Annotated in this window: 28 protein-coding genes; 8 read left to right on the top strand and 20 right to left on the bottom strand. The window is 64.5% G+C overall.

Annotated features, from left to right (window positions below; translation table 11 throughout):
• Positions 1–315: 315 nt before the first annotated feature.
• From EL22_RS09210 to EL22_RS09170, 10 genes are all read right to left on the bottom strand, one after another.
• Positions 316–666, bottom strand: a complete 351-nt coding sequence (locus tag EL22_RS09210) for a transcription factor (RefSeq protein WP_050051203.1) — start codon at positions 664–666, stop codon at positions 316–318.
• Positions 667–741: 75 nt separating this feature from the next.
• On the bottom strand, positions 742–1,518 hold the full coding sequence (locus EL22_RS09205) for an NRDE family protein (protein ID WP_050051202.1): 777 nt from the start codon (positions 1,516–1,518) through the stop codon (positions 742–744).
• A gap of 57 nt (positions 1,519–1,575) precedes the next feature.
• Entirely contained in the window at positions 1,576–3,156 is a 1,581-nt protein-coding gene (locus tag EL22_RS09200; protein ID WP_050051201.1) for a class I adenylate-forming enzyme family protein, read from the bottom strand.
• On the bottom strand, positions 3,156–4,199 hold the full coding sequence (menC, locus tag EL22_RS09195) for an o-succinylbenzoate synthase (RefSeq protein ID WP_050051200.1): 1,044 nt from the start codon (positions 4,197–4,199) through the stop codon (positions 3,156–3,158). Before menC ends, EL22_RS09200 begins: the two co-directional genes overlap by 1 nt.
• The gene (locus tag EL22_RS09190; protein ID WP_050051199.1) at positions 4,196–5,134 is read right to left on the bottom strand and encodes a 1,4-dihydroxy-2-naphthoate polyprenyltransferase; all 939 of its coding nucleotides are present in this window, start codon (positions 5,132–5,134) and stop codon (positions 4,196–4,198) included. The genes menC and EL22_RS09190 overlap by 4 nt, the downstream gene beginning before the upstream one ends.
• A 133-nt stretch (positions 5,135–5,267) precedes the next feature.
• Positions 5,268–6,155, bottom strand: a complete 888-nt coding sequence (locus EL22_RS09185) for a 1,4-dihydroxy-2-naphthoyl-CoA synthase (RefSeq protein WP_050051198.1) — start codon at positions 6,153–6,155, stop codon at positions 5,268–5,270.
• Between the two features lie 55 nt (positions 6,156–6,210).
• On the bottom strand, positions 6,211–6,441 hold the full coding sequence (locus EL22_RS17150) for a hypothetical protein (RefSeq protein ID WP_156184083.1): 231 nt from the start codon (positions 6,439–6,441) through the stop codon (positions 6,211–6,213).
• Between the two features lie 135 nt (positions 6,442–6,576).
• Positions 6,577–8,379 (bottom strand): 2-succinyl-5-enolpyruvyl-6-hydroxy-3-cyclohexene-1-carboxylic-acid synthase, encoded by a 1,803-nt coding sequence (menD, locus tag EL22_RS09180; RefSeq protein WP_050051197.1) that lies wholly within the window; start codon positions 8,377–8,379, stop codon positions 6,577–6,579.
• Positions 8,376–9,713, bottom strand: a complete 1,338-nt coding sequence (locus tag EL22_RS09175) for an isochorismate synthase MenF (RefSeq protein WP_050051196.1) — start codon at positions 9,711–9,713, stop codon at positions 8,376–8,378. The genes menD and EL22_RS09175 overlap by 4 nt, the downstream gene beginning before the upstream one ends.
• A gap of 32 nt (positions 9,714–9,745) precedes the next feature.
• A complete protein-coding gene (locus EL22_RS09170; RefSeq protein ID WP_050051195.1) occupies positions 9,746–10,336 on the bottom strand; it encodes a sulfite oxidase-like oxidoreductase in 591 nt (196 codons plus the stop codon).
• A 274-nt stretch (positions 10,337–10,610) separates the two neighbouring features.
• On the opposite strand from EL22_RS09170, the gene EL22_RS09165 reads away from it, so the two are divergent.
• Both EL22_RS09165 and EL22_RS09160 read left to right on the top strand, forming a co-directional pair.
• Complete coding sequence (locus EL22_RS09165; protein ID WP_050051194.1) at positions 10,611–10,910, top strand: hypothetical protein; 300 nt, start codon at positions 10,611–10,613, stop codon at positions 10,908–10,910.
• 254 nt (positions 10,911–11,164) lie between these two features.
• Positions 11,165–11,383: a cell surface protein gene (locus EL22_RS09160; RefSeq protein WP_050051193.1), complete on the top strand. Its 219-nt coding sequence runs from the start codon at positions 11,165–11,167 to the stop codon at positions 11,381–11,383.
• 20 nt (positions 11,384–11,403) lie between these two features.
• On the opposite strand, the gene EL22_RS09155 is transcribed toward EL22_RS09160, so the two are convergent.
• Positions 11,404–11,583, bottom strand: a complete 180-nt coding sequence (locus EL22_RS09155; RefSeq protein WP_050051192.1) for a hypothetical protein — start codon at positions 11,581–11,583, stop codon at positions 11,404–11,406.
• 105 nt (positions 11,584–11,688) lie between these two features.
• Between EL22_RS09155 and hisF the strand changes: the two genes are divergently transcribed.
• Together hisF and EL22_RS09145 are read left to right on the top strand one after the other, a co-directional pair.
• Positions 11,689–12,501, top strand: a complete 813-nt coding sequence (hisF, locus tag EL22_RS09150; RefSeq protein WP_050051191.1) for an imidazole glycerol phosphate synthase subunit HisF — start codon at positions 11,689–11,691, stop codon at positions 12,499–12,501.
• Positions 12,502–12,707: 206 nt separating this feature from the next.
• Positions 12,708–13,556 carry a hypothetical protein gene (locus tag EL22_RS09145; protein ID WP_050051190.1) on the top strand — a complete coding sequence of 283 codons (849 nt, stop codon included), beginning with the start codon at positions 12,708–12,710 and terminating at the stop codon, positions 13,554–13,556.
• Between the two features lie 110 nt (positions 13,557–13,666).
• On the opposite strand, the gene EL22_RS09140 is transcribed toward EL22_RS09145, so the two are convergent.
• On the bottom strand, positions 13,667–13,951 hold the full coding sequence (locus EL22_RS09140) for a DNA-directed RNA polymerase subunit L (RefSeq protein ID WP_050051189.1): 285 nt from the start codon (positions 13,949–13,951) through the stop codon (positions 13,667–13,669).
• Positions 13,952–14,072: 121 nt separating this feature from the next.
• On the opposite strand from EL22_RS09140, the gene EL22_RS09135 reads away from it, so the two are divergent.
• Positions 14,073–15,956 (top strand): rhomboid family intramembrane serine protease, encoded by a 1,884-nt coding sequence (locus tag EL22_RS09135; RefSeq protein ID WP_050051188.1) that lies wholly within the window; start codon positions 14,073–14,075, stop codon positions 15,954–15,956.
• A gap of 60 nt (positions 15,957–16,016) precedes the next feature.
• Here EL22_RS09135 and EL22_RS09130 read toward each other — a convergent pair whose 3' ends face one another.
• Positions 16,017–16,721: an METTL5 family protein gene (locus EL22_RS09130; protein WP_050051187.1), complete on the bottom strand. Its 705-nt coding sequence runs from the start codon at positions 16,719–16,721 to the stop codon at positions 16,017–16,019.
• A 123-nt stretch (positions 16,722–16,844) separates the two neighbouring features.
• On the opposite strand from EL22_RS09130, the gene EL22_RS09125 reads away from it, so the two are divergent.
• On the top strand, positions 16,845–17,036 hold the full coding sequence (locus tag EL22_RS09125) for a hypothetical protein (protein ID WP_050051186.1): 192 nt from the start codon (positions 16,845–16,847) through the stop codon (positions 17,034–17,036).
• Positions 17,037–17,140: 104 nt separating this feature from the next.
• On the opposite strand, the gene EL22_RS09120 is transcribed toward EL22_RS09125, so the two are convergent.
• Positions 17,141–18,172, bottom strand: a complete 1,032-nt coding sequence (locus EL22_RS09120; RefSeq protein WP_050051185.1) for a hypothetical protein — start codon at positions 18,170–18,172, stop codon at positions 17,141–17,143.
• A gap of 81 nt (positions 18,173–18,253) precedes the next feature.
• Here EL22_RS09120 and EL22_RS09115 point away from each other — a divergent pair, with 81 nt between their 5' ends.
• Together EL22_RS09115 and EL22_RS09110 are read left to right on the top strand one after the other, a co-directional pair.
• The gene (locus EL22_RS09115; RefSeq protein ID WP_231587915.1) at positions 18,254–18,976 is read left to right on the top strand and encodes a DUF5803 family protein; all 723 of its coding nucleotides are present in this window, start codon (positions 18,254–18,256) and stop codon (positions 18,974–18,976) included.
• A 152-nt stretch (positions 18,977–19,128) separates the two neighbouring features.
• Entirely contained in the window at positions 19,129–19,644 is a 516-nt protein-coding gene (locus EL22_RS09110) for a chemotaxis protein CheD (protein WP_050051183.1), read from the top strand.
• 104 nt (positions 19,645–19,748) lie between these two features.
• Here the strand turns inward: EL22_RS09110 and EL22_RS09105 are convergent, their stop codons facing one another.
• From EL22_RS09105 to EL22_RS09080, 6 genes are read right to left on the bottom strand one after another with little or no spacing between them, the layout of a single operon-like run.
• A complete protein-coding gene (locus EL22_RS09105; protein ID WP_050051182.1) occupies positions 19,749–20,534 on the bottom strand; it encodes a hypothetical protein in 786 nt (261 codons plus the stop codon).
• Positions 20,522–21,010 (bottom strand): hypothetical protein, encoded by a 489-nt coding sequence (locus EL22_RS09100; RefSeq protein ID WP_050051181.1) that lies wholly within the window; start codon positions 21,008–21,010, stop codon positions 20,522–20,524. Before EL22_RS09100 ends, EL22_RS09105 begins: the two co-directional genes overlap by 13 nt.
• On the bottom strand, positions 21,007–21,870 hold the full coding sequence (locus EL22_RS09095) for a hypothetical protein (protein ID WP_050051180.1): 864 nt from the start codon (positions 21,868–21,870) through the stop codon (positions 21,007–21,009). The genes EL22_RS09100 and EL22_RS09095 overlap by 4 nt, the downstream gene beginning before the upstream one ends.
• Positions 21,867–22,472 carry a hypothetical protein gene (locus EL22_RS09090; RefSeq protein WP_050051179.1) on the bottom strand — a complete coding sequence of 202 codons (606 nt, stop codon included), beginning with the start codon at positions 22,470–22,472 and terminating at the stop codon, positions 21,867–21,869. The genes EL22_RS09095 and EL22_RS09090 overlap by 4 nt, the downstream gene beginning before the upstream one ends.
• Complete coding sequence (locus EL22_RS09085; RefSeq protein ID WP_050051178.1) at positions 22,472–22,966, bottom strand: hypothetical protein; 495 nt, start codon at positions 22,964–22,966, stop codon at positions 22,472–22,474. The genes EL22_RS09090 and EL22_RS09085 overlap by 1 nt, the downstream gene beginning before the upstream one ends.
• Positions 22,967–24,961, bottom strand: coding sequence for a type II secretion system F family protein (locus EL22_RS09080; RefSeq protein WP_082146733.1), 1,995 nt, complete (start codon positions 24,959–24,961; stop codon positions 22,967–22,969). It abuts the gene before it with no gap.
• Positions 24,962–24,963 lie beyond the last annotated feature (2 nt).

The following is a 24,963-nucleotide window of genomic DNA, read 5'->3' as shown; positions in this document are numbered from 1 at the left end:
CTGGGATGCTCGAGAACACTACTACTGCTGGCAACTATGATTTCCACACCCTCCCCAACCGATTCGCGCAAACGCTCCGCGCTTGCGCTCATCCCTCGCACGGCTTTCGATCGCGGGTCGCAGATAGCGACCCGCTTCTGAGCGCGCGCCACCGCACGTGGCTTTGTTGGACTGGTGGTACCTCGCTGCACTCCGGATCGCCGATTCAGAAGTGGCTGAACGGGTGAGCTTCGTCGACGGCGTTGACTTCCATCTCGAGAAACAGACGCGGCTACCAGCTATCGATAGTCGGCGGCGCTGAAAGAAACGCTCGCGTCAGTCCTGGTACGCGAGGTTCATGATCCACTGCGAGAAGGCGTCGCTGTTGGGGTCGACCTCCTCCTCGCCGATGAACGGCGAGAGCATGTCGCCGGCCATCAGGAGTCGGAAGTCCAGATCTCGAGCGGTCGGCGTGATGTAGTAGGTGTTGTGCCCGTTGTACACCGTATCCTCGCGATCGACGAGTTCCTTTTCGACGAGCGATTCGATGATCCGGCTTCCCTTCCGCGAGGAGACATCCAGTTCCTTCCAGAAGTCGCTCTGGTGAATCCCGCCCGTCTCCCTGACGAGTTCGAGTCCCGCCCGTTCGTCCGCGGAGAGTTCGGCTTCGGCGCTCGAGACGCTCACAGTGCCCACCTCGCGAGCGTGCTCTTGGCTACAGACGAATGGTCGCGCATACCACATAGACGGTGGGCGAGGCGCTTAAATGTGGCCTTCGCGGTCGCCGCTGGGGCTGTTTCTCTCACGGTCGAGGGACACGTCCTCGTAGGGTGTTCGACACGGCGGCCCGTCCGCGAACCGATAGCTCGGCGACCTGCCGAGGGCGATGATCGAGGACGACCGCGTGCCGAACCCGTCCCGGTGGATGCAGACGCCGTACTCGTGATCGCCCAGTACGTCGCCGGCGCGCTCGAGCCACTCGTCGACGGATTCTGTCGAGTCCACCGCGAGTTCCTCGCGAACCGCTCGCGCATTGGCCGCCTGCGCTCGAGCCGCGTCCGGGCGGGCCGGCGGTACGTCGACGACCTCGTCGACGGCGACGTTGACAACGACGTGGACGCCCGGTTCGAACTCGTGGCGCTCGAGTCGGCCGTCCCACGTGTCACAGAACGCTCGCTCGGCGTCGGCGACGACGAGGTTGAACCCGTCGTACTCGTGCTCGTCTGTCGTCGCCTCGATCGTCCGCGCCGCTTCGGTCGCCGATTCGGCAGCGAGCACGTCCCCGACCAGCAGTCCTCGAGATCGGTCGCCGGCCAGCTCCGCGTCGGTCCAGCGGTTCGTGATCCCGGCGACGACGCCGTGCTCGTTGTACCCGATCCAGGTCCCGCCGGCGTCGGTATCCCGCGGGGCGATCACCAGCGGCTCCTCGCGATAGACGTCGGGCGGAGTCGAGGGCCGCTCGAGGGCTTCGTCCCTGTTCGCCGCGACGGCGACGGGCGCGTCGTCGAAGACCTGCCAGGCGAGTGTCAGCGTACACACGAGCGCAGATACGTCTTCGCACCCTATATGTTGCTCCCTAACCGGCGGCCGAAGCGGCTACTCGAGGGACGACGCGTCCGTCCCCTCGTCTCGAAGGAGACGCCGAACGGCCTCGCGGTCGACGGTCCCCGAGGCCGTCCGCGGGAGTTCGTCCGCGAAGCCGATCGTCTTTGGCTGCTTAAACCCTGCCAATCGGCCGCTACAGAACTCGAGCAGGTCGTCAGCCGTCACCGCAGCCGGTTCGGTCGGGACGACGAGCGCGCCGACCCGCTCGCCCCACTCCGGGTCTGAGAGGCCGACGACGGCGGTTTCGTCGACCTGCGGATGGGCTCGAAGAACGTCTACGACCTCGCCGGGATCGACGTTCTCTCCGCCGGTTACGATGCGGTCGCTCCGCCGGTTCAGCACCCAGAGTCGGCCCTCCCGGTCGCGATAGCCGATATCGCCTGTGTGGAGTCCGTGGGCTCCGAACGCGGCGTCGGTGTGGGCTGCATCGAGATAGCCCGGTGTCACCGTCGGCCCGGACACGACGATTTCTCCGGACTCGCCGGGCGCGAGCGGCGTTCCATCGTCGTCGACGACGGTCACGTCGGTCACGACGAGCGGCTGGCCGACGGTCCCCTCGTGCGAGCGCGCCTGTTCGGGCGTCGCCGTCGAGATCTGGGACGCGGTTTCGGTCATCCCGTAGGTCGGGTAGGCGGGAACGCCGGCCTCGCGTGCCCGTTCGAGCAACTCGCTCGAGGCCGGCGCGCCGCCGAGCAGGACGAACCGGAGCGAATCGCGCTCGCCCCAGCCCGCCTCGAGCATGCGCGTGAGCATCGTCGGGACGAGCGAGACGCCGGTGATATCATACTCCTCGACGACTCGAGCGGTTTCCACCGGATCGAATTCGCGCTGAATAACGAGCGCCGTTCCGTAGAGCGCCGACCGAACGACGGGTGCAAGCCCGCCCATGTGATACATTGGCAGACAGCAGAGCCAGCGGTCCGAGGGGAGGACCCCGAGTCGGAACGCCGACGCGGTCGCGCTCGCGAGGAGGTTCCCGACCGTCAGCCGAACCCCCTTGGGCTCGCCGGAGGTCCCGGACGTGAACAGGAGCAAAAACGGGTCGTCGCGCTTGAGCGAAACCGGGTCGGGAACCGCCGCGGCCCCGCCCTCCTCATGAGAGAGCGAGCGAACCGTCTCCGGCGTCGAATCGGACGGCTCGTCGACGGAGAAGATCGGTCGATCCGCACTTGAGGCCGCCAGCGATTCCGTCTCGGCTTCACAGAGCACGGCGTCGGGTTCCGTCCGCTCGAGCTTCGACGCCAGTTCGGACGGCGTTTCCCGAACGTTCAGCGGCACGAGGACGCGGCCGGTTCGCATCGCGGCGAAAACGAGGCTCGCGAACGCGGGGCGAGTCTCCATCAGTACGGCGATGCGGTCCGATGATGCACCAGCGTCGTCGTCGGAACTCTCGAGACGCCTCGTTTCGAGAGCGGACTCGAGCGCGCTCGCGAGCCGATCGACGCGGCGGTCGAACTCGCGGTAGCTCCAGCGTTCGTCAGTCTCGACGTCGATCACGGCGGTCCTCTCGGGAGACGTTTCTCGGCGATGTGTCAACAGATCCCTCGTCGGCCAGTCGGCGGGCGAACGCATTAGCCAGACCAGAGGCCCGAAACCCCAAGACCCTTCGCCTGCGGGACGACCGCCGATCCGTTCTCGAAGAGGACGGGATCGCGAGCCAGATCCTCGGCGAGCAACTCGCCCGTCGCGAGCCCGCAGGCCGGCAAGTCCGGCACCGACGCGGCGAGGTGAACGGCACCCGTCCGGGCGACGACGGCGTCGATCGTCGTCGTCACGATGGGGGTTATCTCGAGTTGCTGAACCCACGCGGTGATCTGCTGGGCCACGTCGAGCCCCCCTAACGCCATCGGCTTCAGGACGATCGCGTCGGCCGCGCCGGCCTCGCAGATCGCGTCGACGCCGTGCTCGAGTAGCCCCTCGTCGAGCGCGATATCGACGCCCCGGCCGCGCAGCGCCGCGTGTCCGGAGAGCGCGCCAGCTGGAAGGGGCTGCTCGAGGATCGAAACGCCGTAGTCGGCGAACCCGTCGATCGCGGACTCGGCTTCCTCGACCGTCCACGCGCCGTTCGCGTCGGCTCGAAGTTCGATATCCGACCCGATGGCGTCTCGAGCGCGCCGAACGCGTTCGACATCGGCCTCGACCGAGCGGACGCCGACTTTGAGTTTACAGCAGTCGAAGCCGCGGGAAACAGCGGACTCGACAGCATCGGCGGTCTCTTCCGGCGTTCCGTCCCCGATCGTCGTGTTGACCGGGACCCGACCGACGAGCGCGTCGTCACTGAGGTACTGGTACAGCGGCGTCGCCTCTCGAGCGGATTTGAGATCTGCGACCGCGAGCGTCAGGCCGTGCCGAGCCGCCACGCAGTCGTCGACTTCCTCGATCGCCTCGTTCAGTCCTGCCTCGGAGATCGTCGCTTTCGCCCGCTCGAGGGCGTCTTCGCACGCCCCGAGCGACTCCGTCCATCCCGGGAGCGGGGTCGCCTCGCCGTAGCCGACCGCGTCGCCGTCGGTCAGCTTCACGAGGAAGCCCTCGCGCTCGTCGATCCGTCCGTGAGCGGTCTCGAGCGGCGACTCGAGCGGGAGCGAAAAGCGCCGAAGCGAGAGGGTCGGGGTCATCCGAGCACCAGCCCCGCCGCGAAGAGGATCGAGAAGATCGTAAGCAGTTTGCCCGTGTTCTCGAGCGCCGGATTGAGCGCCTTTCCGTCGGTTCGCGTGAGCATCGTCTGCGTTATCATCGCGGCGTAGGGAACCGTCAACAGCGGCAGCAAGACCGCCGGTCCGAAATCCGCCGCGAGCCAGAACCAGATCGGAATCGCGAAGGCGACGGCCAGCAGCGCGACGAACTCGACGCGACTCCAGCCGTAGCCGAGCCGGACCGCGAGAGTGTACTTGCCCGTCTCGCGGTCCGTTTCTCGGTCTCGAACGTTGTTGACCACGAGGATCGCCGTCGAAAGGCAGGCGACCGGCAAACTTGCGATAAAGGCGGTCATCGTGACCGTCTCGGCCGGTATCGACATCGTCAGCGAATCCGCATGGTACTTCGCCGCCTGCACGTAGAACGTCCCCATCACGGCGACGACGCCGAAGAAGACGAAGACGAACAGATCCCCGAGCCCGTGGTAGCCGAGCGGGTAGGGACCGCCCGTGTACGCCCAGCCGCAGAAGACGCTCACGAGGCCGACGACGAGGATCGGAAGGCCGCCGACGAAGACCAGATACGTTCCGACGAGAATCGCGAGCGCGAACGTCACGACCGTCGCGAATTTGACTTCATCCGGCTCGATGAGCCCCGACTGGGTCACTCGAGTAAAGCCCTCGCGGTCGTCGGTATCCGCCCCCTTCTTGGCGTCGTAGTAGTCGTTCGCGAAGTTCGTCCCCACCTGGATCAGCGCCGCCCCCACGAAGGCCAACAGCGCCGGAAGTGGCTCGAAGACGCCCGCCTCGAGTGCGAGGCCGACGCCCACGATCACCGGTGCTGCGGCCGCTGGCAACGTTTGGGGCCGCGCGGCCATCACCCAGGCTTTCGTCCGCGAAACCGCTGCCGTACTCATTACTCGAGTGTCCCACTTCAGGAAGTGTCAACGTTGGCATTGCGGTCGAACGTTCGACCGGCGCTCGTCGATCGACGCGCGCGGAGGAAGATGGATGGCTCAGTTTTAGGCGGTTCCGGACGGCTCCGCCCGCTTAGTACTGCCAGGGGAACTCCGAAAAGTCCGGCTCTCGCCCCTCGACGAACGCGTCGCGTCCCTCCTCGGCCTCGTCGGTCATGTAGCCGAGCCGAGTCGCTTCGCCGGCGAAGACCTGCTGGCCGACCAGCCCGTCGTCGGCCATGTTGAAGCCGTACTTGAGCATCCGCATCGCCGTCGGACTCTTCGCGTTGATGCGCTCGCCCCACTCGAGGGCCGTCTCCTCTAGCTCGTCGTGTGGGACGACTTCGTTGACCATTCCCATGTCTTCGGCCTCTTCAGCGGAGTATGTTTTCCCGAGGAAGAAGACCTCTCGAGCCTTCTTCTGACCGATCTGTTTCGCGAGGTAGGCCGAGCCGAACCCGGCGTCGTAGCTCGCCACGTCGGGATCGGTCTGCAGAAACTTCGCGTGTTCCTCGCTGGCCAGCGTGAGGTCGCAGACGACGTGCAGGGAGTGCCCGCCGCCGACGGCCCAGCCGGGGACCACGCAGACCACGACCTTCGGAATATGCCGGATGAGTCGCTGGACCTCGAGAATGTGCAGGCGGCCCTGCTCTGAGGCGCGTTCCTCATCGCCCTCGTACTGGTAGCCGTCCTCGCCCCGAATCGTCTGGTCGCCGCCCGAACAGAACGCCCAGCCGCCGTCTTCGGGGGAGGGGCCGTTCCCGGTCAACAGAATACAACCGACGTCGGTCTGGCGTTTGGCGTGTTGGAGCGCATCGTAGAGTTCGTCGACGGTTCCGGGTCGAAACGCGTTGCGGACTTCGGGACGGTCGAACGCGATCCGGACGGTTCCGGAGTCGACCGCCCGATGGTAGGTGAGATCGCGGAAGTCGAACTCCTCGATCGGTTCCCACCGCTCGGGGTCGAAGTGGTCTGAAACCATGTCAGAAACTGGGACGCTCGCGGTGAAATAGGTTCGGCTCGCCCGGTAGGAGGACCTACCGGACCATCTGATAAAAGAGCGTGAAAATCGCGACCCCGGCGAGCACGGCACCGCCTGCGATAAGCCCGCCGAGTATAGCTTGTGCGGCTGTCGACGCGACGAAGTGTGGAACGACGACATTCGCAGCCAACCCACCGATTCCAGCAGAAGCGCCGCAAATCAGTGCCATACCCACCTTCCCCTGTTCGTCCCAGGTTTCGGAAATCGCCGTTCGGGGTGAGGCCATACGACATAATGTTATTACAGCCACATATATTTTTACGCGGTACAGAGTGCGGCGTACAGTAGCATTCGACAAAACGAACGCGAGATGAATCCACGATACGACTGCAACTAACACAGACCCGTACGCCCGCGCTGGCTACAAACGCTCGCGAACGCGCTCCGCGAGCGCTTCGCGTCGGCGATGACTCGCCTCCGCGTCGAACTCGAGGTGGAGTACCTGTGTGCCCTCGCTTCGGACCGACTCCCGGTATCGAGCCGCGAAGTTCTCGGGGTCGACGGTCTCGAACTCGAGACCGTAGAGTTCGCCCAGCGACTCGAACTCGAGGCCGTGGGGTGTCTTGAACTGGTCGGTGAATGGGGGGTCGAACGCCTCGATCGGCAGCATGTGGAAGATGCCGCCGCCGTCGTTGTCGAGGACGACGATGGTGGCGTCCACGTCACAGCGGTCGATCGCGAGCAACCCGTTCGAATCGTGATAGAACGCCAGATCGCCGGTCACGAGCACCAGCGGGTCCTCGGTCGCACTGCTCGCGCCCAGCGCCGTGCTGGTGATGCCGTCGATCCCGCTCGCGCCGCGGTTCGCGAGCACCGTCAGCGCCGCTGCCCGCGGCCGCCCGAACCGGTCCGCGTCCCGGATCGGCATGCTGTTCGAGACGAAAATCGAGGTCGAATCCGGCGCGTCGGCGAAAACTGTCGCGAGAACCGAGCCCTCGAGCGGTTCGGCCGTCTCGCTCCCTCGGTCCACCGGTCCGCCGTGAACTCGCCAGTGCGTTCGCTCCGCGGCCGCGAACCGCTCGGGCCACGTTTCGTCGGTCGTTTCTCGGCCGGTGCCATCCGCGAGTTCCTCGAGTACCCCATCGAAGACTGCCGCCGGTTCCGCGCCGATCAGATCGGTCGCGGCGAACGTGGCTTCTCTCCACTCCGCGGCGGGATCGACGAGGAACTGCCGGGCCGAACTGTCGGCCAGATACTGCCGCAGCGGCTTTGACGTCGGCGACGCGCCGAACCGGAGGACGACGTCCGGTGTCGGAAGCGTCTTTACGTACGTATCGTAGCCGCCGCAGACGGGCGGGTCGTCGCCGGAGTCCTCGAGGTGCGAACCGAACCGAAGCACAGAGAGCGGATCCGCGAGCACGGGAGCGTCGACCGCCCGCGCGAGTCGAGCGACCGCCTCCGGGTCGACACCGCGAGCGTCGTCGCTCGAGAAGCTCACTGGATCAGCCGGGCCGGCGACGACCAGCGGCCGCGCTGCGGTCTCGAGTTCCCGCGCGATCAGCCGACGGGCCTCGGTCGAGGGTGCCATTCGCCCCTGAGCCGTTCGGACGTACGGGCCGTCTCGACCGCTTCCGGCCGGCGTCTCGGCGAAGGATTCAGGGATCGGCTCCGAGACCTCGGTCGGCTCGAGGGGTTTCTGGAACGGACAGTTCAGGTGCACCGGCCCCGCTGGCGTTCCGCTCACCTTCGAGAGCGCTCGAGCCGCCGTCGTGCGAAGCGACCGCGCGCGTCGCTGCTCGGCTCTGGGTTCGGGAAGTTCAGCGTCCCACCGAACCGCATCGCCGTAGAGTTTGACCTGATCGACGGTCTGGTTCGCCCCGCTATCGCGCAGTTCCGGCGGTCGATCCGCCGTCAGCACGAGCAGCGGTACTCTGGCCTGGTTCGCCTCGATAACCGCCGGGTGGAAGTTCGCCGCCGCCGTCCCAGAGGTACAGACGAGCGCGGTCGGTTCACCCGTTCGCCGGCTCCGACCGAGTGCGAAAAACGCCGCCGAGCGCTCGTCCAGATGCGAGAAGACCTCGATATCGGGGTGGCGGGCGAACGCGACCGTTAGCGGCGTCGATCGGCTTCCGGGCGCGATACAGACCGCCTCGAGCCCGCCCGCTGCTAACTCGTCGACGAGAATGCGCGCCCACAGCGTTGATTCGTTCGGTGTGCCCGTCATTGGAGTTCGTCGAGGATCGGCCGGAACTTGAGTTGTACTTCGTCCCACTCGTCGGCCGGGTCGCTGTCCGCGACGATTCCGTTACCAGCAAAGAGCGTCACCGATCGATCGGCGGTAACTGCGGATCGAAGCCCGACCGCGAACTCGCCGTCACCGTTTCCGTCGAACCAACCGATCGGCGCGGCGTACCAGCCCCGATCGAACGACTCCGTCGACCGAATCGTCTCCCAGGCCGACGACGGCGGCACCCCGCCGACCGCGGGCGTCGGGTGAAGCGCCTCGACGATCTCGAGTACGTGACAGTCTCGCTCGAGCGTCGCCGTGATCGGCGTCTGCAGGTGCTGTATCGTCGCCAGCCGCCGGACCGTTCGATCGGACACCGACACCGACTCGGCCAGCGGATCGAGCTGTTCGCGGATCGCCTCGGCGACCAGCCCGTGTTCGTGGCCGACTTTCTCGCTGTCTCGTAACGTTTCGGCGAACTCGTCGTCGGCCGCGGGGTCGTCGCCTCGCGGTGCCGATCCGGCCAGCGCCTCCGTTTCGACCGTTCGGCCGCGCTTCGCGACGAGTCGCTCGGGCGGCGTTCCGAAGAAGGTCCCGCCCGTCTCGTGGGCGAACGAGAACCGATAGCAGTTCGGGTACGTACGGCGCAACCGCTCGAGGGTCGCCGGAACGTCGACTCGTTCGTCGAGAGTCGCCGTCAGCGACTGTGCGAGGACGACTTTGGTGAGCTCGCCCCGCTCGATCCGGTCCAGCGCGGTCTCGACCTGCTCGGTCCACTCCGCCGGCGTGGTCGAACGCTCGGTGCCATCGACGCCGGGGCCGTTTCCGCTCGGACGCATCGCGGGGAGTTCCTCGAGCCGCGAACGTGCCCGCTCGAGGCGCTCCGTCGCCTCGGCTTTGCTTCCAGCGGTCGCCGTGAGCCAGACGCCGTCGTCGCTTCGCGTGACCTGAACGGCTGGAATGACGAACGACGCTGCCTCGAATCCGGTCCACGGACCAGCCGGTTCGTGACCGTCGTGAAAGGAGAGGCCGCCGAACGCCCGCGGGCGAGCCACCGTTGGACCGTCGTACTCGAGGTGCTCGAAGGTCAGATCTGCATCGGCCCGAAGCTCGTCGAATCTGTCCGACCCGGTCGCCTGAAACCGCTTTGCGACGCCGGTTCCCGCGACTTCGAGTCCGTCGGGAGCCGCCCACTGGAGGCGCGGCTCGCGTTCTGCGTCGACGATTGCACCGAACGAGACCTCCTCGAGTTCGCGGCTCGCGCTGTAATATGCGGAGGCGTCTCGCTCGAGCGTTCCTGTTACCTCCCGTCCACCCGACGGTCGCTCCATCGAGCAACCATCGGGACCGGCGCGCCTTCAGCCTAACTATATCGTTCCTCACGCCACGGATTCGCCGTTTCCGAGTAGCCCCGACGCTCCCAGTAGCCGGGTTCGGGGTCGGTCAGGAACTCGACGCCGTCGACCCACTTCGCCCCCTTGTAGGCGTATCGGTGGGGAGTGACGACTCGGAGCGGCCCCCCGTGGTCCCGGGGCAGAGACTCGCCGTCGAGTTCCCAGGCGAACAGTACTTCTTCGCGCATGCACGCCTCGAGCGGGAGATCGGTCGTGTAGTCGTCCAGCGCAGAGAACATGACGTGAACAGCGTCGTCTGCGACGCCAGCGCGGTCTGCGAGCGCGAGGAACGGGACGCCGGTAAACTCCCGGTCGAACGTGCTCCAGCCGGTCACACAGTGAAAGTCCTGCCGCTGGGTCTCGGCGGGAAGCGCCCGAAACTCGTCCCAGGAGAAAGTGAGTTCGTTCTCGACGGCTCCCGTGACGCGAAACTCCCACGTCTCCGGGTCGAACGGCGGCGTGCCGCTCTTCGAGAGGACCGGAAATGCGCTGGTTTCGCGCTGGCCCGGCGGGAGTCGGTCGTCCCCGAACTCGTGGTAGCAGTCGGTGACGTCTTTCATGTGCGAGCCTTGGCCTCCGGACGGGAAGCTCTACCGCTCGAGGGCTTCCCCGTGCGAATAGATCGTATCTGTTGTGGGAATTCGAATCGTGGTTACGTGGGTTCGAAACGAAAACGTCGCTCGATTGGCCACGGAACCGCCGGGGTAATAGGACATTCGACGGACGATGCGGCACTCGAAAACGATTCGAAACGGTTCTCGCGTCGGTCAACGTGGGGGTTCCGCTCGCAACCCTCGCCACGAATTAGTACGGTCTCGGAGAGCGTGTTGTTGCATGGCTTCGAAACAAGAACTGGGAGCGGAGCGCGTTTCCGGAACGCAAGCACAGGATGTCGGCGAACAGGCCCTCGGCCCGGCGCTGCTGGCGTCGGCGGCGTCGGTCGGGCTGTCGTTGTACTACTACTTCGTTCGCGGCGACCGCGAGCGCGGGATCTTCGTTGGTCTCTGGCCGCCGACGATACTCGCGTTCGCGAGTTACTTCAACCAGCGGCGCATGCGCGAACAGCTCGAGATGATCACCCAGCCCGGGTCGACCATCAAGAACACCATCGACTCGATGATGGGCAACAACTAACATCGAGAGACGAACCGGGACGCCGGTCACGATCCACTTTTCCGAGGCCCTCCGACACGTAGAGCAGATTGGTGCGGATTCTTTTCCGAACGACGCGGGTCGCTGGCGGCGGAGACGATTACCTATCGGTGAGATACGCGAGAGGGGTCACACCGTTCGGGCGTCTGTCCGTCGTGGCCGCCGTCGTTCGACCGTTCCCAGGCGTGCACAATCCCCGTCAAACCTAAATACCCCCTTGCCGAAACGCGAATCAGATGCCGAAAGTAGAGATCACCATCCCAGAACACCTCGAGATGCAGATCGCGCAAATGGTCGAGCGCGGTGAGTTCGTCAACCGGGAGGAAGCGGTCGAAGACCTCCTCTCGACAGGTATCAAGGCCTACAAGACGAGCGGACCGATGGACGAAGACGAGACGGGCGGCGGCCTCGAAGACGACGGTATGATGGGCCACGACGACGAGTACGTTTTCTAACTCGTTTTCGACGCGTCTTCTCAGAGCGCCAGCAGCGGCACGCCGTAGCCGACGGCGAGTCCAACCGCGAGGACGAGCGCGCCGATAGCGGCGTTTTTCGCGGGGAACTCGCTCATCGGTGCGGTGGTCCGTTCGGCCTCGAGATCGTGGCCGACGTCGGCACCCGAATCGTCTGCCGCAGGTTCGCTGTCGTCTGCCATATCGAGCGTTTTCGGTCTCGATTACTTAAGCCCTCCTACGTACGCGGGCGTAGTCGATACGTTGTTGTCGAAACCGTCAAACGCCGGTCGCTCCAACACCAGACCATGCTCACCAAACGAGTGATTCCCTGCATCGACGTCGACCTCGACGAGGACGGTGATCCGGCCGTCTACACTGGCGTCCACTTCGAGGATCTGAAGTACACCGGCGACCCCGTCGAGATGGCCAAAGCCTACAACGAGTCCGGGGCCGACGAGTTCGTCTTCCTCGACATCACCGCCTCCGCGGAGGGTCGCGAGACGATGCTCGACGTCGTGTCTCGAGTCGCCGACGAAGTCTTCATCCCGCTGACCGTCGGCGGCGGCATCCGAACGACCGAGGACATCAAGGAGACGCTTCGCGCCGGGGCCGACAAAGTCTCGATCACCACCGGCGCGCTCGAGCGGCCCGAACTGGTCAACGAGGGCGCTCGCGCGTTCGGCAGTCAGTGTATCGTCATCAGCGTCGACGCCCGGCGGCGGTACGATGAGGACGGCGAGAACTACGTCGAAGTCGACGGGGAATCGTGCTGGTTCGAGTGTACGAAAAAGGGCGGGCGCGAAGGGACCGGCGTCGACGTCGTCGAATGGGCTCGCGAGGTCGAATCTCGTGGTGCGGGCGAGCTGTTCGTGAACTCGATCGACCGGGACGGGACGAAAGACGGCTACGACCTGGCCCTTACCTCGGCGGTCTGCGAGGCCGTCGATACGCCTGTGATCGCCTCGTCCGGTTGTGGCGACCCCGAACACATGTACGACGTGTTCACGGAAGCGGACGCAGACGCCGGACTTGCGGCCTCTATCTTCCACTTCGACGAGTATTCCGTCGACGAAGTCAAGGACTACCTCGCCGAACGGGACGTGCCGGTTCGACAGTAACTTCCCCGAGCGCTTGCGGGACGCCGATTTCGGCGGCGCGATGCGCAGAACCGGCGCGGTGAACAGCCGGAATTCGTCTCGAGCCGGATCCACGATGTAATCTCGAGTCGCATTCGCGAGCCGTCCTCGAGTCAGAACGCGATACAATCGCGAGTCGAATCCGCAATACAGTATCCTTATGCTCGCGCGGCCGACCGCTACTAGCAGTGACCTGGCGGTGTGCGTGGTGTGGCAAGCCGCACGAATCCGACGACCCACCCTGTGAGCGGTGCGGATACAACTCGTTTAACCGCGCGGACGACGCCGCCGGGGAGGGCGGCCACGGCGACACCTCGCCGACCTACGTCTGGGCCTGTACGAACTGCGGCCGCGAGCACGTGCGCAACTCGCCGCCCTGCGCTCGCTGTGGCAATCATACCCTCGAGCGAACCGAACAGACGTTCAACGAGAGCGATCCGGATCTCGCGGGTGCGAGCTGGCTCGAGGTCGCAAAGCCCTACTCACCGTTTATCGCCGTGTTCGTCATCGTCGTCGCCCTGTTCGCCACCGGCATCGTTCCGCCGTCAGTGATTCCCGGCATCGGAACCGACATTCCGGGCGAGGCCACCGAAGCCAACGGCATCGATCTCGAGGAAACGGCGCTGCTGGTACACGACCGACTCGCCGACGAGCGGGCGGCGGCTGCCGAAACCGAGACCGGCAGCGGGACGGATGGCGGAGCGAGCCTCGAGTACGACGAAGGGCTCGAGGCGTTCGCGACGGCCGAAAATCAGCGCCTCGTCGTCAGCGCGTACACCGACGATGATGGCGGCGACCGGACCGACCTGTCGGCGTTCGATCTCCCCTGTGAGAGCGAGCCACAGGGAATCCAGATACTCGCGCAGGACTCGATCGACGCGTACGATACCGAAGCGGCCCTCGCCGACGACCTCGCGGAGAGGCTCCTCGAGGCGCTCGACTCGCAGGGAATCGAGCAGGGCGATCACGATGCGGACGGAATCGACGTCCACGTCGGCCCCGACGGAGCGATACTCGCGGTGTACGTCGCCTGCTGATTCCGGACCGTCCGAAGGCAGACGGCCCCGCTCGCTCTCGAGGCGTGGGTTCGCTGCACAGAGACCTCTTGACACCGAACGACCCACCGCAAAAGAGCATCGAATCGAAATCAGACTGCCGCTTCGAACGCGTTTCGGAACGACGTCGTCTTCTCGCGGACGGTCCCGGCGCTCTCCTCGAGCGCGTCGATAGGATCGACGCCAGGTTCAGTTTTGATCGTCAGGATCGGGTCAGTCTGTCCACCGGACTGTTCCGGGTTCACGTCGTAGGTTGCCGCGGCGACGTTTTCCTGCTCCAGAAGCGTTCCTTTGAGCACGTTCATGAACGTGTGATCCTCGCCGCCGATCTCGATCGAAAGCTCGGTCTCCGTGCGTTCGGTGACCCGCAGTTCCATACGATTTCATCCGAGCGTCACGTGCTTGTACCTTTCGAAGACACCGCTCGTCCAACCGTTCGAACCGTCGTGCGGACGGCGGGACATAAACCCTATACCACTTCGCTCACAGGACAGAGGTATGAATCCGATCGGGGCCGCGCTGGGCGTCGTTCTCGCGGCGACGTTCGTCGGCTCGATAGCGGCTATCAAAAACGTTCATGACCCGGAACGGCCATGGGGAGACGTCCTCCGGTCCCGATTCGTCTACGGCGTGCCGTGGGGGACCGTGCTCGTGCTGGCGTTCGTCCTCGCGTTCTACCTCTTCGTTCAGGACGGCATCTCCCAGTTCTCCGATCCGGTGTCGATCCCGTATCGGGCCTATTCGTACTACTACCCGCTCGGAATGCTCTCTGCTTCGTTTGCTCACGCGAGCGCGGGACACCTCCTCAGTAACGTCTTCGGTGCTGCCGTCGTCGCCCCGATAGCCGAATACGCGTGGGGCCACTACCCGAACGGGCGCGATTCGAGAGAGCACGATACGAACGGGCACGACTCGAACACACCCGACGAGCGGTCCTCGAGGACGCTGTGGAGGACCCCGTGGGTACGGGCGGTCGTGATCTTCCCGCTCGCCGTTATCGCGCTCGGAATCGTCACGAGTCTGCTCGCGCTCGGCCCGGTGATCGGGTTCTCAGGTATCGTCTTCGCGTTCGCCGGGTTCGCGATAGTTCGCTATCCGATCCCCACGATTCTGGCCGTCCTCGGCGGTCAAACCGTCCTCATGACGACCTACGATGCGCTTTCGACCCCGATCGGTCTCTACGTGCCACAGGCCAGTCCAGCCACGGCCCCGTCGTGGGCGAACGTCGCGATCCAGGGTCACGCGCTCGGGTTTTTCGCCGGGTTCGTCCTCGCAGCGGTACTGTGCAAGCGACGCCAGTATCGCCCCAACCCGCTTTATCTGTGGATCGCCGTCCTGTTTTTCGCGTTCGAACAGGGCCTCTGGAAGATCTACTGGTACGGCGACCAGAACTCGTTCTACCTGTTTCAGGGCCCCGGAATCGCCATCGTCACCGGACTGGCGCTCATCGTCACCCTCGCGATCACCGCCCCCGACCGGCCGGCCCTTCCGGCGTCGATTCGGGAGCGGTTCGCCCGATCTGCCGACGCGAAACGCGACATTCGCGCGGAAGCGCGGACCGATCGCATCCTCGAGCTGGCGGGCTCGAGTCGATCGTCGACGCGGGACGCGATCGAGCGGGTCGAAACGATGGCTCGAGGCGTCGGCCCGAGTCGTTCGAAATCGTTCGCAGCGATCAGCGAGCGCCGCGTCGCGTTCCTCGTGATCGTGGCCGTCGTCGCACTTATTGCCGGGCCGGCGATTCCAACCAACCTGTTCGTCATCTCGGGCGAGACCGGCTCCGAAGACGCGTCGATCTCAGTCGCCGATTACACGATCGAGTACGTCGACGGGGCGGAAAACGAAATCGTCGGCGTCGTCGACGTCGGCGCGTTCGGACAGGACACCAGCGTCGAATCGAGCGGGGTCATCGTCTCGAGTGAGAAGCGACACCTCTGGCAGGAGTCGATCACGGCCCAGCAACTCGCCTTTACCGGCGAGGAGACGGTCTCGGTCGGCGGCCCGGGCTGGCGCGAGACGGTTCGCGCCGAACGAACCGGCTGGACGCCGACGGGGAGCGATCCGGTCTACCAGATCTGGCTTTCCGAGGACGAGGGAGACGAACAGCTGGCGTTCACCTCCGAGTCCTCGCAGGCCGACGTGCGCGTCGACGACCGAACGATCACGGTCGACACGGACGGCGAGGCGTTCGTCCTCGAGGTGGCACGAACCGACGCCGACGGCGACCCCATCGGGACGTCGACGGTCGACGTTCCCGAGCGGAACGAAACGGTTCGAGCCGGCGGGATCGAGTTCGAGCGCGAGGAGGGTGCGATCTACGCGAAGACCGACGGGACGGTGGTCCAGGTTGCAAGTGAGGAGAAGTACAGCCGAACGAGGTAACGCGGGCCTAAAAACGATTCCGACGGACGACCGATCTCCGAACCGCCTGCGAGGGCGACGTCACGACATCGTATTCGAGGTTGGATCAACCGCGGTCGAGTCCCACTCGATCCGAAACACTTCGGCCTCGAGCGTGCGCGTCTCCTCGGTGTGAAACTGGAGTCGGTTCGAAAGCGAGAACGTGGCGCGGAACGCGTGGGTGACCGTTCCTCCGGTATCGTTCGCGTAGGATTCGACGAACTCCTGGCTGCCCTCGTTGTGGATCGTATAGGAGGTCGCGGCGATCGATCTGGTCGTCTCGAGAAAGTCGCGGTCGGCGTGGCGGTTGCCTCGCTGTGCCCCGAACGGCGGGTTCGAGAGGACGGTGGCGTCGTCGACAGCCAGCGGGTGTCGGGTCACGTCGCCGCGGATCCACTCGATCGGCGGCCGCTTCGACGGACTCGCATTCGAGTCGGAATCGACAGCGTGCTCAGAAAGGACGGACCGGGCGTTTCCTCGAGCGAGCGCAAGCGCGTCCTCGTCAACGTCGATTCCGACCACCCGATCCGCGTCACAGAGAGCGGCTCCGATCGCGAGCATTCCAGTTCCCGTCCCGAGGTCGACAACGGTTTCGCGGGCCAGATCGCCCTGCAACGCGGCGAGATGACAGACGTGCGCAGCGACCTCCGCCGGGGTGAGATACTGCTCGAGATCGGCCGACGGCGTCCGGAAATCGTCGACGCCTTCCAGCCGTCGGGCGAGCGTTCGTCGCTGTGGCACGGGCATCGAACGGGCAGACGCCGGCCGCACACAAAAGATTTCCAGATCGATCGAAGCCCTAGCGGGATACGCTCGCGGTTCGATCGACGGCTGAGATAAAGTTAAGAACGTGCCGTGACAGGAACCAATATGGAGGAGTGTCCACGATGCTCGTCTCCGCTCGAGCGCCTGTCGCTCGCCGACGTGACGACGGTGGCGTGTAGCCATTGTGGGTACGCAGACGTTCCGGTCGAACACGAACGCGAGTTCCCGGAACTCGAGTCGTGGGGAGACGCGTTCAACCGGTTCTACGACGCACTCGAGGCTACCGACGACGAGTAGTCTCCCGTAGTATTCTGGTCGAACGGGTGTCTGGTCCAGCGAGTGTCTGGTCGAACGTGTATTCTGATCGAACGAGGTGGGCGGAAAATGGAGGGATCGAGTCGTTACTCGCTCGCTGAGGCCGCTTCCGCTTCCTGCTCGTCGTGGTCGTGTTCGACGTCCTCGTCCGATCGGGCCGCGACGAGGCCGCCGCGAGCGACGCTGTAGAGCGGTTCGTTCGCGTGAGTTACACCGCTGATCGAGAACGGAATGTTCGCGTCCTCGAGGTGGTCGCGAAAGAGGTCCTCGAAGCCGCTCGGGCTCGAGGTCCCGCCGGTGACGACGACGGGGACGTCGAGGCCTTCCTCGACGTCTTCCTCGTCGACCTCGCTGACGATGTTCTCGATGACGTAATCGAGGAGGTTCTCGTAGTAAATCGAGAGCGCGCCCTCGACGCCGCCCACGTCGGTCGTGAAGTCGAGTTCGAAGTCGTCCTCTTTGATCGAGGTGACCTTATCGACCGGGGTTCCGGTCGCTCGAGCGGCCTGTTCGTCGACCCAGTCGCCGCCGCGTGCGACGGAGAACTTCATCACGGGGACCGCGTAGTAGGCCAGACAGACGTTCGTCATCCCGGCACCGAAGGAGATGCCGAGCCCGGTGAAGTTGTTGTCCGCGAGTTCGGAGTAGATGACGGACATCCCCTCGTTGATCGGTTCGGCGTCGTATCCCATGTCGTTTAGGAACGACTCGATCGTCTTCTGGTGATACAGTGTCGAGAGGTCGTCGTCGATCGGATCCGCGGGGGTCGAGAAGTAGAGTTTCTCGTCCGGATACGTCGGCTCGCCGACGACCTGCTCGATGATGAGTTTCATCATCGGAATGGCCGATTTCTCGTCGTTCGAGAGGATACCGTGTTTCATCGGCCGCCGCGTCTCCTTGTTGAAAATGTTCGCGAAATTCAGTGCGTCGTCGCCGACGACGTACACTTTGTCGTCCTTGCGAATGTGGAGGACTTCGCTTCGCGAAAGCATCTGCTCGGCCATGTCCGAGTACTCGATCTCCACGAAGGAGTTTCGCTGCTGTACGAATACCGTATCGTCGCCATCCTGCTGGGCAGACAGGATGTTCATTGTCCCAACGTCTAGGCCTTTGGCCATAGTTTGGGAAGGCCACTGGCGACTTATAAATCTATGTGAGATTCTTTTATTCGATTTCGTTCGGGAAGAATTCCGTTTGTCGTGGCGTTACTCGCGACTCTCGCGGGCTGTTCGGCGTTTAACGGGGGAATATCCGACGAAGAACTCGATCGCGAAGGGGACTACGACGATCTCAGAGAGAGCAACGCAACCGCCAGGATCGACGTCGACAGCGGCGAGTTCCGCGCCGTTTACGATCTGAACGGGACCGAAGAGGTCTCGATGTATCGCTCCTCGCTCTATCAGGATGAACCCCTGCCCATCCACAGCGTCCGGTACTGGTATCCGAACGGAACCGAAGTAACCGGCTCCGAGTTAGCGGTCGAACAGGGGCAGTCGAGAACGAACGTGCAGGTTCCCGATAGCAACGGCACGCTCGCGGTTTCGGGGCCAGCGGGTGCGAAAACGTTCCGGCTACCGGCGTTCGTCGAGGGAAGTTACGACGTGACGATTCCCGAGAACCATAGGACATCAAACTTCCTGTTCGGTAACGTCAACCCCGGCGGATACGACCGATCGATCGTCGACGACCGAGAACGGCTCACGTGGGACAACGTCGATACGGCCGTCTCGCTGCGGTATTACCACACGCGAGACATCCCGCTGTTTCTCGGCCTCGTCGGCGTCGTCGGCGTCCTCGGCGGCGCCGGGGTGGCCTACTACTACCGGCAGGTCAAACGACTAGAGCGGCGTCGAAAGAGCATGGGGATCGACCTCGAGGCGGACGACGAAACCGACGACGAGTCGCCGCCCGGGCGTCCGTAGTCGATCGACGCCGTTCGTAGCCGACCGATACCGCATCGATCCTGGGCGACTCGAAAACTCTCCAGGGCCGCTCTGGCAAAAGAGTTCTTCACGGTGCGTGCAGTATCACGACCAGCGGCCAGTCGATACCGATCAACCGGAGCACCTACGAGATGAACCAGCACAATTCTGAACCCCGATCGCCGCCTCCTCGGAAAGTGAGCATTTCGGACGTGGCCGTCGGCGAGGCCCCGGACACCTTCAAATCCTACGGGCTCGGCTCCTGTCTGGCGATCGCCGTGTACGATCCTCGAGCGTCCGTCGGCGGACTCGCACACGCGATGTTGCCCACGAGCGATGACGCCGAGACGACCGCGGACCTGCCGGGAAAATACGCCGATACGGCGGTTCGCGCGCTCCGACGGCGGACGATCGCTGCGGGCGGGTCCCCCTCGGCGCTCGAGGCCAAAATCGCCGGCGGCAGCGATATGTTCGAGTTCGAGAGTCTCGAAGACAGCGTCGGCCAGCGCAACATCGCTACGGCGAAGGCGGAACTCGAAGGGCTCGACGTTCCCCTCGTCGCCGAAGACGTAGGCGGAAGCCACGGCCGAACCGTCGAGTTCTCCCTCGAGACCGGCGCGCTCGTCATCGAGACGGCGACTCCGGACCTCGAGGATCGAACGCTCTGAGACGGGGTCGGTCGATCGACCGCTCGAGTCCGTCGAAACAGACGCACCATCGCCACCAGCCACGACGGGATTCGAGCTAGGTAGCCGGGCTGTCGGAATCGATCTCAGGCCGATGGAACGACGCTGACCTCGAGTTCGACGACGTGAACCGCCAACCGCTCGATTCCGTCGCCGTCCGAGCCCGCACACGTCCACCCGCGACCTGTTTGTGTCCATTCCGAACCGAATACATCCGTCCAGCCGCGGGTGTCCGCAGTGTCGGTTTCGACGCCGACCTCGAGCGAGCGAACGTCCGAAAACGTCTCCCGGTAGGCAGTCCCCGTCTCTGTCGCGGTAATCGAGGCGCGTCGGGCGGACTGATAGGAGCCGCCGTCTTCGGTAATTCGAACCAGCGAGACCAGCGCCGTCTCGTCCGAGCACGTCAGTCGGGGCTCGACGATCGCCGTTCGCTCCCCCATTTCACCCGACCGAAACACGCCGCCGCCCTCGTAGGCGACTGATTCAGATCCGCTCTCGTAGACCACCGATCCGAGACGCCACGATTCGGTTTCGGTGCCTTCGCGATAGTCGATCCGGAGGTCGACTTTCGGTCCTGGCTCACCAGTCGAAATCTGCCCGCCCGCGACCGCGAGTCGGTTGGTCCGCTCGCGAACGCCCTCGGATCGAACGATATCGTCGAAATCGGCCGACAGTGCGACGAGCGCCCTATCGACATCCCGTGTCGACTGCTGTTGTTCGTGGAGCTGTATCGACTGCACGCCGACGACAGACACCAGCGCAACCGAAAGCACCACGGTTCCGAACAGTAAGACGAACCCGACCAGTTCGGTAACAGCGCGTTCGTTTTCCCGTCCTCGTCGCTCCGATCTAGTTGCGTTCACGGGTTCCATACACCGAGTTCCGTCCCATCGAAGCCGATCACGATCGTTCCCCCTCGAGCCGACGCGTCCGTATCGACGGTCGCGTCGAGGTCCCCGAGCGGGACGTACACCGACTGGTCGGTACGTTGAGTGGTGAGTTCGAGACAGTGTTCGCCCGCCGACAGCGATTGCTCAAGGTCGTCGCAGTCGTCGACGAGACCGATCCGATATCTCGAGTTCGCCACCGTCGTCGGATACTCGAGGGTGATCGTCGTCGCGTTCGCCGTTCCGTCTGTTGTGTGAAATCCATCCACCCGTACCACGTCAGTCGCCAGTCGCTCGCCGGTCGTCTCGAGGGCGTCGCGAACGCCGCGATCCATTCCGGTCTCCAGTACGGTACCGGCGTTACTCAGCAAGAGCGCGACGAGGACCGTCGCGATTCCCAGCGTGAGCGCGTGAGAGAGTGCGGTCGAAACTCCGCGCTCATCGCAACCAAATCCGATCACGACGAATCACCGAATCCGACGATCCTGTGGGTTCGTACGCTCGTCGTAGTGCCGGTGTCGGAGCGTACCTCGAGGTCGACGAACTCGACGGCTGTCGGATCGCCACCTCGCGTTTTCGGGTTCGGCCCTCTGCTCACAACGTCGTACGAGTCGAGCACCGCGTCGGTCGTCGGCTCGACGCGTATCGTCTCGTACTCGACTCCCCGATCGATGATGTCGTACTCGCAATCGTCGGGGACGGTCGCGTTCGCGTCGATATCGTCCGTCAGGAGGCCGAAATCGGCATCACTCGCTTCGATTCGACAGGACGCTCCCGCGGGTGATCGAAACGACACCGCCCCGTCACCCGTCGGCGAGATCGTGACGTTGCGTGTGGCTCCTTCCTCCGGGATCGCCGAGATTACGATCTCCTCGCCCGAGAGAGCCGCTCCGGGCTCGATTCGAAACCGCACTATTTCGCCGTCGAATCGGAGCGGCCCCGCTGCCGGCGACCGAGTGCCGGTGTAGCGTCTGACCTCGCGCTCGTCTTCGAGTATCCTCGCGCGGACGCTCACCACGACTCGCTCGCCCGCGATCGTCGTCCGTCGATACCGGTCGACGTATTCGTCGAGTTCGCCTTCGAGATCGGCGTCGAACTCGGCCGTCTCGTCGTTCCACGCGCTCGCCGCGAGCAGTTCGATCCCGTCGACGAGTCCGTGTATCGTCGCCTGTGTCGTTGCGTGATCGTCTCCCGTCGCGCTCGAGGACGTCGTCTCCGTGTACACCAGTCCGGTGACGACCGCGACGAGCGTGAGGAGCACGATCGCCAGCGTAATCGCACCGACGAGCAGCACCTGTCCGCGGTCTCGAGACTCGCTCACCAGACCGTCACCTCCACGTCTACCACGGCGGCGATCGGACCGACCCCGCGGTCGAACGTCGCGTGCGAATCAGATTCGTTCGCCACCGCGACGACCGTCTCCGTATAGCTCGCGGCCGCGGCGTCCGGACCCGGCTCCGCATCGGTGCTCGAGTAGACGGTCTCCCGCGCTATCGAGCCGTTCTGGCGCTCGTAGGCGAAACGAATTCGGTACGCTTCGTTTCGGGACGACTCCCCGAACTGCTCGGCCAGTATCTCTCCGAGGACGAAGGTCTCGAGTTCGTCACTCGAAAACGCCGTCCCATCCCAGGAACGGACGAGCGCCGACAGGTCCCCGCTGTCCGACGGGGCCGTGGCGGCGGCGAGGAGGGCGTCCTGTGCCTGTCGCTCGAGTTCGTGGTATCGATGGCGCTGCTCGGATTCCGCGGTGGCGGCTGCGAATCCGCTCGTTTGGGACGCCACGAGGACCGCCGCGAGGACAAGCGCGGCTCCGACGACGCCCTCGAGCGTGTACGCTTGGCCGCGATCGGTTCCGCCTCGACTCGACTTGTGGTCGCCACCGAGATACGAACGCGACTGCACGCTCGCATCTTGCCCTCCCATCAGCCCCACACCTCCACGACGAGTCGACAGGCGGTTCGACACGATCGAATATCGGCGACCGACACGAACCGTTCGACCGTCCGGTCCGGACGACCGTGTCCTGCGCTGGTGGCGCGAGTCAGAATCACGGACTCCCGATCGATCGTCTCGAGCGTGATCGTTACCGCCTCGAGGGGGTGCCCGTTGGCAGTCCGGAGGCCGATGCGCGACGGGGTAGCCGATTCGTCGAACTCGTTCCGAAGGCGAGCCCCGTCTACCTCGGCCGGATCGTCGCCGGTTCCGAAGTCGTCGACGATCGCCGTCGCGATCCGATCCGCCTGGGCGCGTTCGATCCGTTCGTCCGGGCCCCCGTCAGTATCGAGCACTCCCGGTATCGTCGCGAACGCGAACGCAACGGCCAGCAGGAACACGCCGACACCGATGGCGAAATCCGGCGTCGTTTGTCCGCGAGCGCACCGTGATGTCGCATTTGAGCCGCTTCGCTCACTCCGCATTTACACCACCACCAGCCAGCTACAAAGCGCGACCGTCGAGAGAGCCAGCACGTATTTGGCCCCACTCAAGAGGTCCGCGTTTCGAAGGTAACCACAGACGAACCCCGATAGGATCGCGTGGATGGTAACCGCGTGAAAGAACACCACTGAGAGCGTATCCGCATCGAGCGTTGTACTGGAGCCAGTGCTCGCCAGTTGACCAGTGGCGCTCGCCGCCGATCCCGTCGTGGAACCGGACTCGAGGGCGCTCATCGTCTCGACGAACTGCGTTTGTAAGAGCACAATGACAGTCAGCATCGTCACGAACGTCATGACGATGATGGCGATTTGCACGCGAGTTCGGGATCTGCGTTCTGCCTCGAGGTCGTCGTGGGATTCACTCGCCGACGCGGCGGTCCGTAACACTGGCGTGATGTGGTTCGTCGCTTTCTGTGCATCGGCGATAAGCCGCGTCGTCCGGGCGAGTCGAGGGATGCGATAACCGTTCGCGAACTCGAACAGCGACTCGTCGAGCCGTCGCCCGTACGCGACTTTCGTGTGGATCGCGTCGAGTTCGGTAGCGAGGGTGCCGCTCGCTGTCCGCGAAACGGTTCGGAACGACTCGAGGAGCGTTTGCCCCGTATCGTTCGCGCTCGAGAGCGTTCGAAGCGTCTCCGAAAGCGTGTCGGTAAGCGCGCGACGGCGGCGTCGATTCCACTCGTGGAAGATTGCAAGCGGCGTCAGGACGATACAGAGGGGAACGTACAGGTATCGTATCGTTACGGCGGTCGGGTCTTCGATTCCGCCGCTCGACGGAAACGCACTCGCACCGATCAGCGCGGACCCCATGACGGCGAGTATCGCGGCGGGAACCGTGACTGCGAGCGTCGCGAGAGGGCGATCTCGAAGGAACCGATGCGGATTCCGAACGGCCGTCCGGACGCGGTGTAGCCACGCCCGTCTCGCGATTCGAGTCCGAATCCGCGGCTGATCGCCGATGGGAGCGACGACGTGCCAGCCGAACCTGTCCCGCTCGCGTGCCGACTCGTCTCGTGCGGTCGAACGTCTTTCGAGAATCCCCGTCCCAGGGTCGTCGCGTTTGACCGTGGATATGAGCACGAGAAACCCGACCCCGATCGCGGGGATCAGTCCGTAGACGGCCAGATACAACACGGCGTCTATCGTGGCCGCGCCTGGCACCAGTTGCATCACGACCACGACGACGACTACCAGCAGCGGAAACAGCGAAACGGTTAGATACAGCTCACCGATCAGCTCGAGTGTGTCGAGCGTTCGCTCCTGTCGCCGTCTGGCGTTTTTCGCGTGTCTATCCGTCTTCGCTGCGAGAAACCCCTCGAAGTCGCCGCCGCTGTTGATAGTCGAGAGGAGATCCAGCAGGAACTGTGCCAGCTCGTCGCTCGGCGTTTCGCGTGCCCGCGTTCGAATCGCGGTTCGGTAATCGACGCCGGCGTATTCGACTTCCCTGCGGACACTCCGAAACGCGAGCGCAACGTCCCCGTAGGCGTCTTCCGCGTCGGCGAGGGCCTCGAAGACTTCGAGGTGATCGAGGCCGCCGACCGACAGCGCGTACATATACGCGATGGCGTCGGGGAGCAACGCGTCGATCTCGCGTTTCCGGGCCGCAGCTCGAGCGTAGGGAATCGCGAGTATCGAACAGACGCCGAATCCACCGCCACCCACGCCACATACCAACGACGTTGCACCGGCTATCGCGATCGTCTCGGACGGCTGGCGCGCTCCTACCACGACGTACCCGAGTATCAGGCCGGCGAGATAGCAACCGAATCCGACGAGACTGCCGAAACGGAGCGCCCGAGCCAGATATCCCTGTCCCGTCCGGTTCATTCTCGCCTGCTCGAGTTTTCGATCGAGCGGCCTCGAGACTGGCACTAACAGTGCGTACAGACGGGACGAACGGGCAAGCGGTGACGCGGGCCCGGGTGCATCGGGGCTCGAGCGCTCGCTCTCGGTAGCCGTCGTCGAACCCGTGCTCATGA

Origin of the sequence: Halostagnicola sp. A56 (genome assembly GCF_000691505.1) — an archaeon.
Taxonomy (GTDB): Archaea; Halobacteriota; Halobacteria; order Halobacteriales; family Natrialbaceae; genus Halostagnicola.
This window is presented reverse-complemented; position numbering and strand designations above follow the sequence as displayed.

Excerpts from the sequence above, each read along its gene's own strand:
- EL22_RS09080 (WP_082146733.1), bottom strand. The coding sequence starts at position 24,961 with ATGAGCACGGGTTCGACGACGGCTACCGAGAGCGAGCGCTCGAGCCCC.
- EL22_RS17150 (WP_156184083.1), bottom strand. The coding sequence starts at position 6,441 with ATGGCCTCACCCCGAACGGCGATTTCCGAAACCTGGGACGAACAGGGG.
- EL22_RS09175 (WP_050051196.1), bottom strand. The coding sequence starts at position 9,713 with ATGGAGCGACCGTCGGGTGGACGGGAGGTAACAGGAACGCTCGAGCGA.
- EL22_RS09185 (WP_050051198.1), bottom strand. The coding sequence starts at position 6,155 with ATGGTTTCAGACCACTTCGACCCCGAGCGGTGGGAACCGATCGAGGAG.
- EL22_RS09140 (WP_050051189.1), bottom strand. The coding sequence starts at position 13,951 with ATGGAACTGCGGGTCACCGAACGCACGGAGACCGAGCTTTCGATCGAG.
- EL22_RS09090 (WP_050051179.1), bottom strand. The coding sequence starts at position 22,472 with ATGGGAGGGCAAGATGCGAGCGTGCAGTCGCGTTCGTATCTCGGTGGC.
- EL22_RS09160 (WP_050051193.1), top strand. The coding sequence starts at position 11,165 with ATGCCGAAAGTAGAGATCACCATCCCAGAACACCTCGAGATGCAGATC.
- EL22_RS09110 (WP_050051183.1), top strand. The coding sequence starts at position 19,129 with ATGAACCAGCACAATTCTGAACCCCGATCGCCGCCTCCTCGGAAAGTG.
- EL22_RS09085 (WP_050051178.1), bottom strand. The coding sequence starts at position 22,966 with ATGCGGAGTGAGCGAAGCGGCTCAAATGCGACATCACGGTGCGCTCGC.
- EL22_RS09105 (WP_050051182.1), bottom strand. The coding sequence starts at position 20,534 with ATGGAACCCGTGAACGCAACTAGATCGGAGCGACGAGGACGGGAAAAC.
- EL22_RS09130 (WP_050051187.1), bottom strand. The coding sequence starts at position 16,721 with ATGCCCGTGCCACAGCGACGAACGCTCGCCCGACGGCTGGAAGGCGTC.
- menC (WP_050051200.1), bottom strand. The coding sequence starts at position 4,199 with ATGACCCCGACCCTCTCGCTTCGGCGCTTTTCGCTCCCGCTCGAGTCG.
- EL22_RS09125 (WP_050051186.1), top strand. The coding sequence starts at position 16,845 with ATGGAGGAGTGTCCACGATGCTCGTCTCCGCTCGAGCGCCTGTCGCTC.
- menD (WP_050051197.1), bottom strand. The coding sequence starts at position 8,379 with ATGACGGGCACACCGAACGAATCAACGCTGTGGGCGCGCATTCTCGTC.
- EL22_RS09190 (WP_050051199.1), bottom strand. The coding sequence starts at position 5,134 with ATGAGTACGGCAGCGGTTTCGCGGACGAAAGCCTGGGTGATGGCCGCG.
- EL22_RS09165 (WP_050051194.1), top strand. The coding sequence starts at position 10,611 with ATGGCTTCGAAACAAGAACTGGGAGCGGAGCGCGTTTCCGGAACGCAA.
- EL22_RS09120 (WP_050051185.1), bottom strand. The coding sequence starts at position 18,172 with ATGGCCAAAGGCCTAGACGTTGGGACAATGAACATCCTGTCTGCCCAG.
- EL22_RS09170 (WP_050051195.1), bottom strand. The coding sequence starts at position 10,336 with ATGAAAGACGTCACCGACTGCTACCACGAGTTCGGGGACGACCGACTC.
- EL22_RS09135 (WP_050051188.1), top strand. The coding sequence starts at position 14,073 with ATGAATCCGATCGGGGCCGCGCTGGGCGTCGTTCTCGCGGCGACGTTC.
- EL22_RS09200 (WP_050051201.1), bottom strand. The coding sequence starts at position 3,156 with ATGCGTTCGCCCGCCGACTGGCCGACGAGGGATCTGTTGACACATCGC.
- EL22_RS09155 (WP_050051192.1), bottom strand. The coding sequence starts at position 11,583 with ATGGCAGACGACAGCGAACCTGCGGCAGACGATTCGGGTGCCGACGTC.
- hisF (WP_050051191.1), top strand. The coding sequence starts at position 11,689 with ATGCTCACCAAACGAGTGATTCCCTGCATCGACGTCGACCTCGACGAG.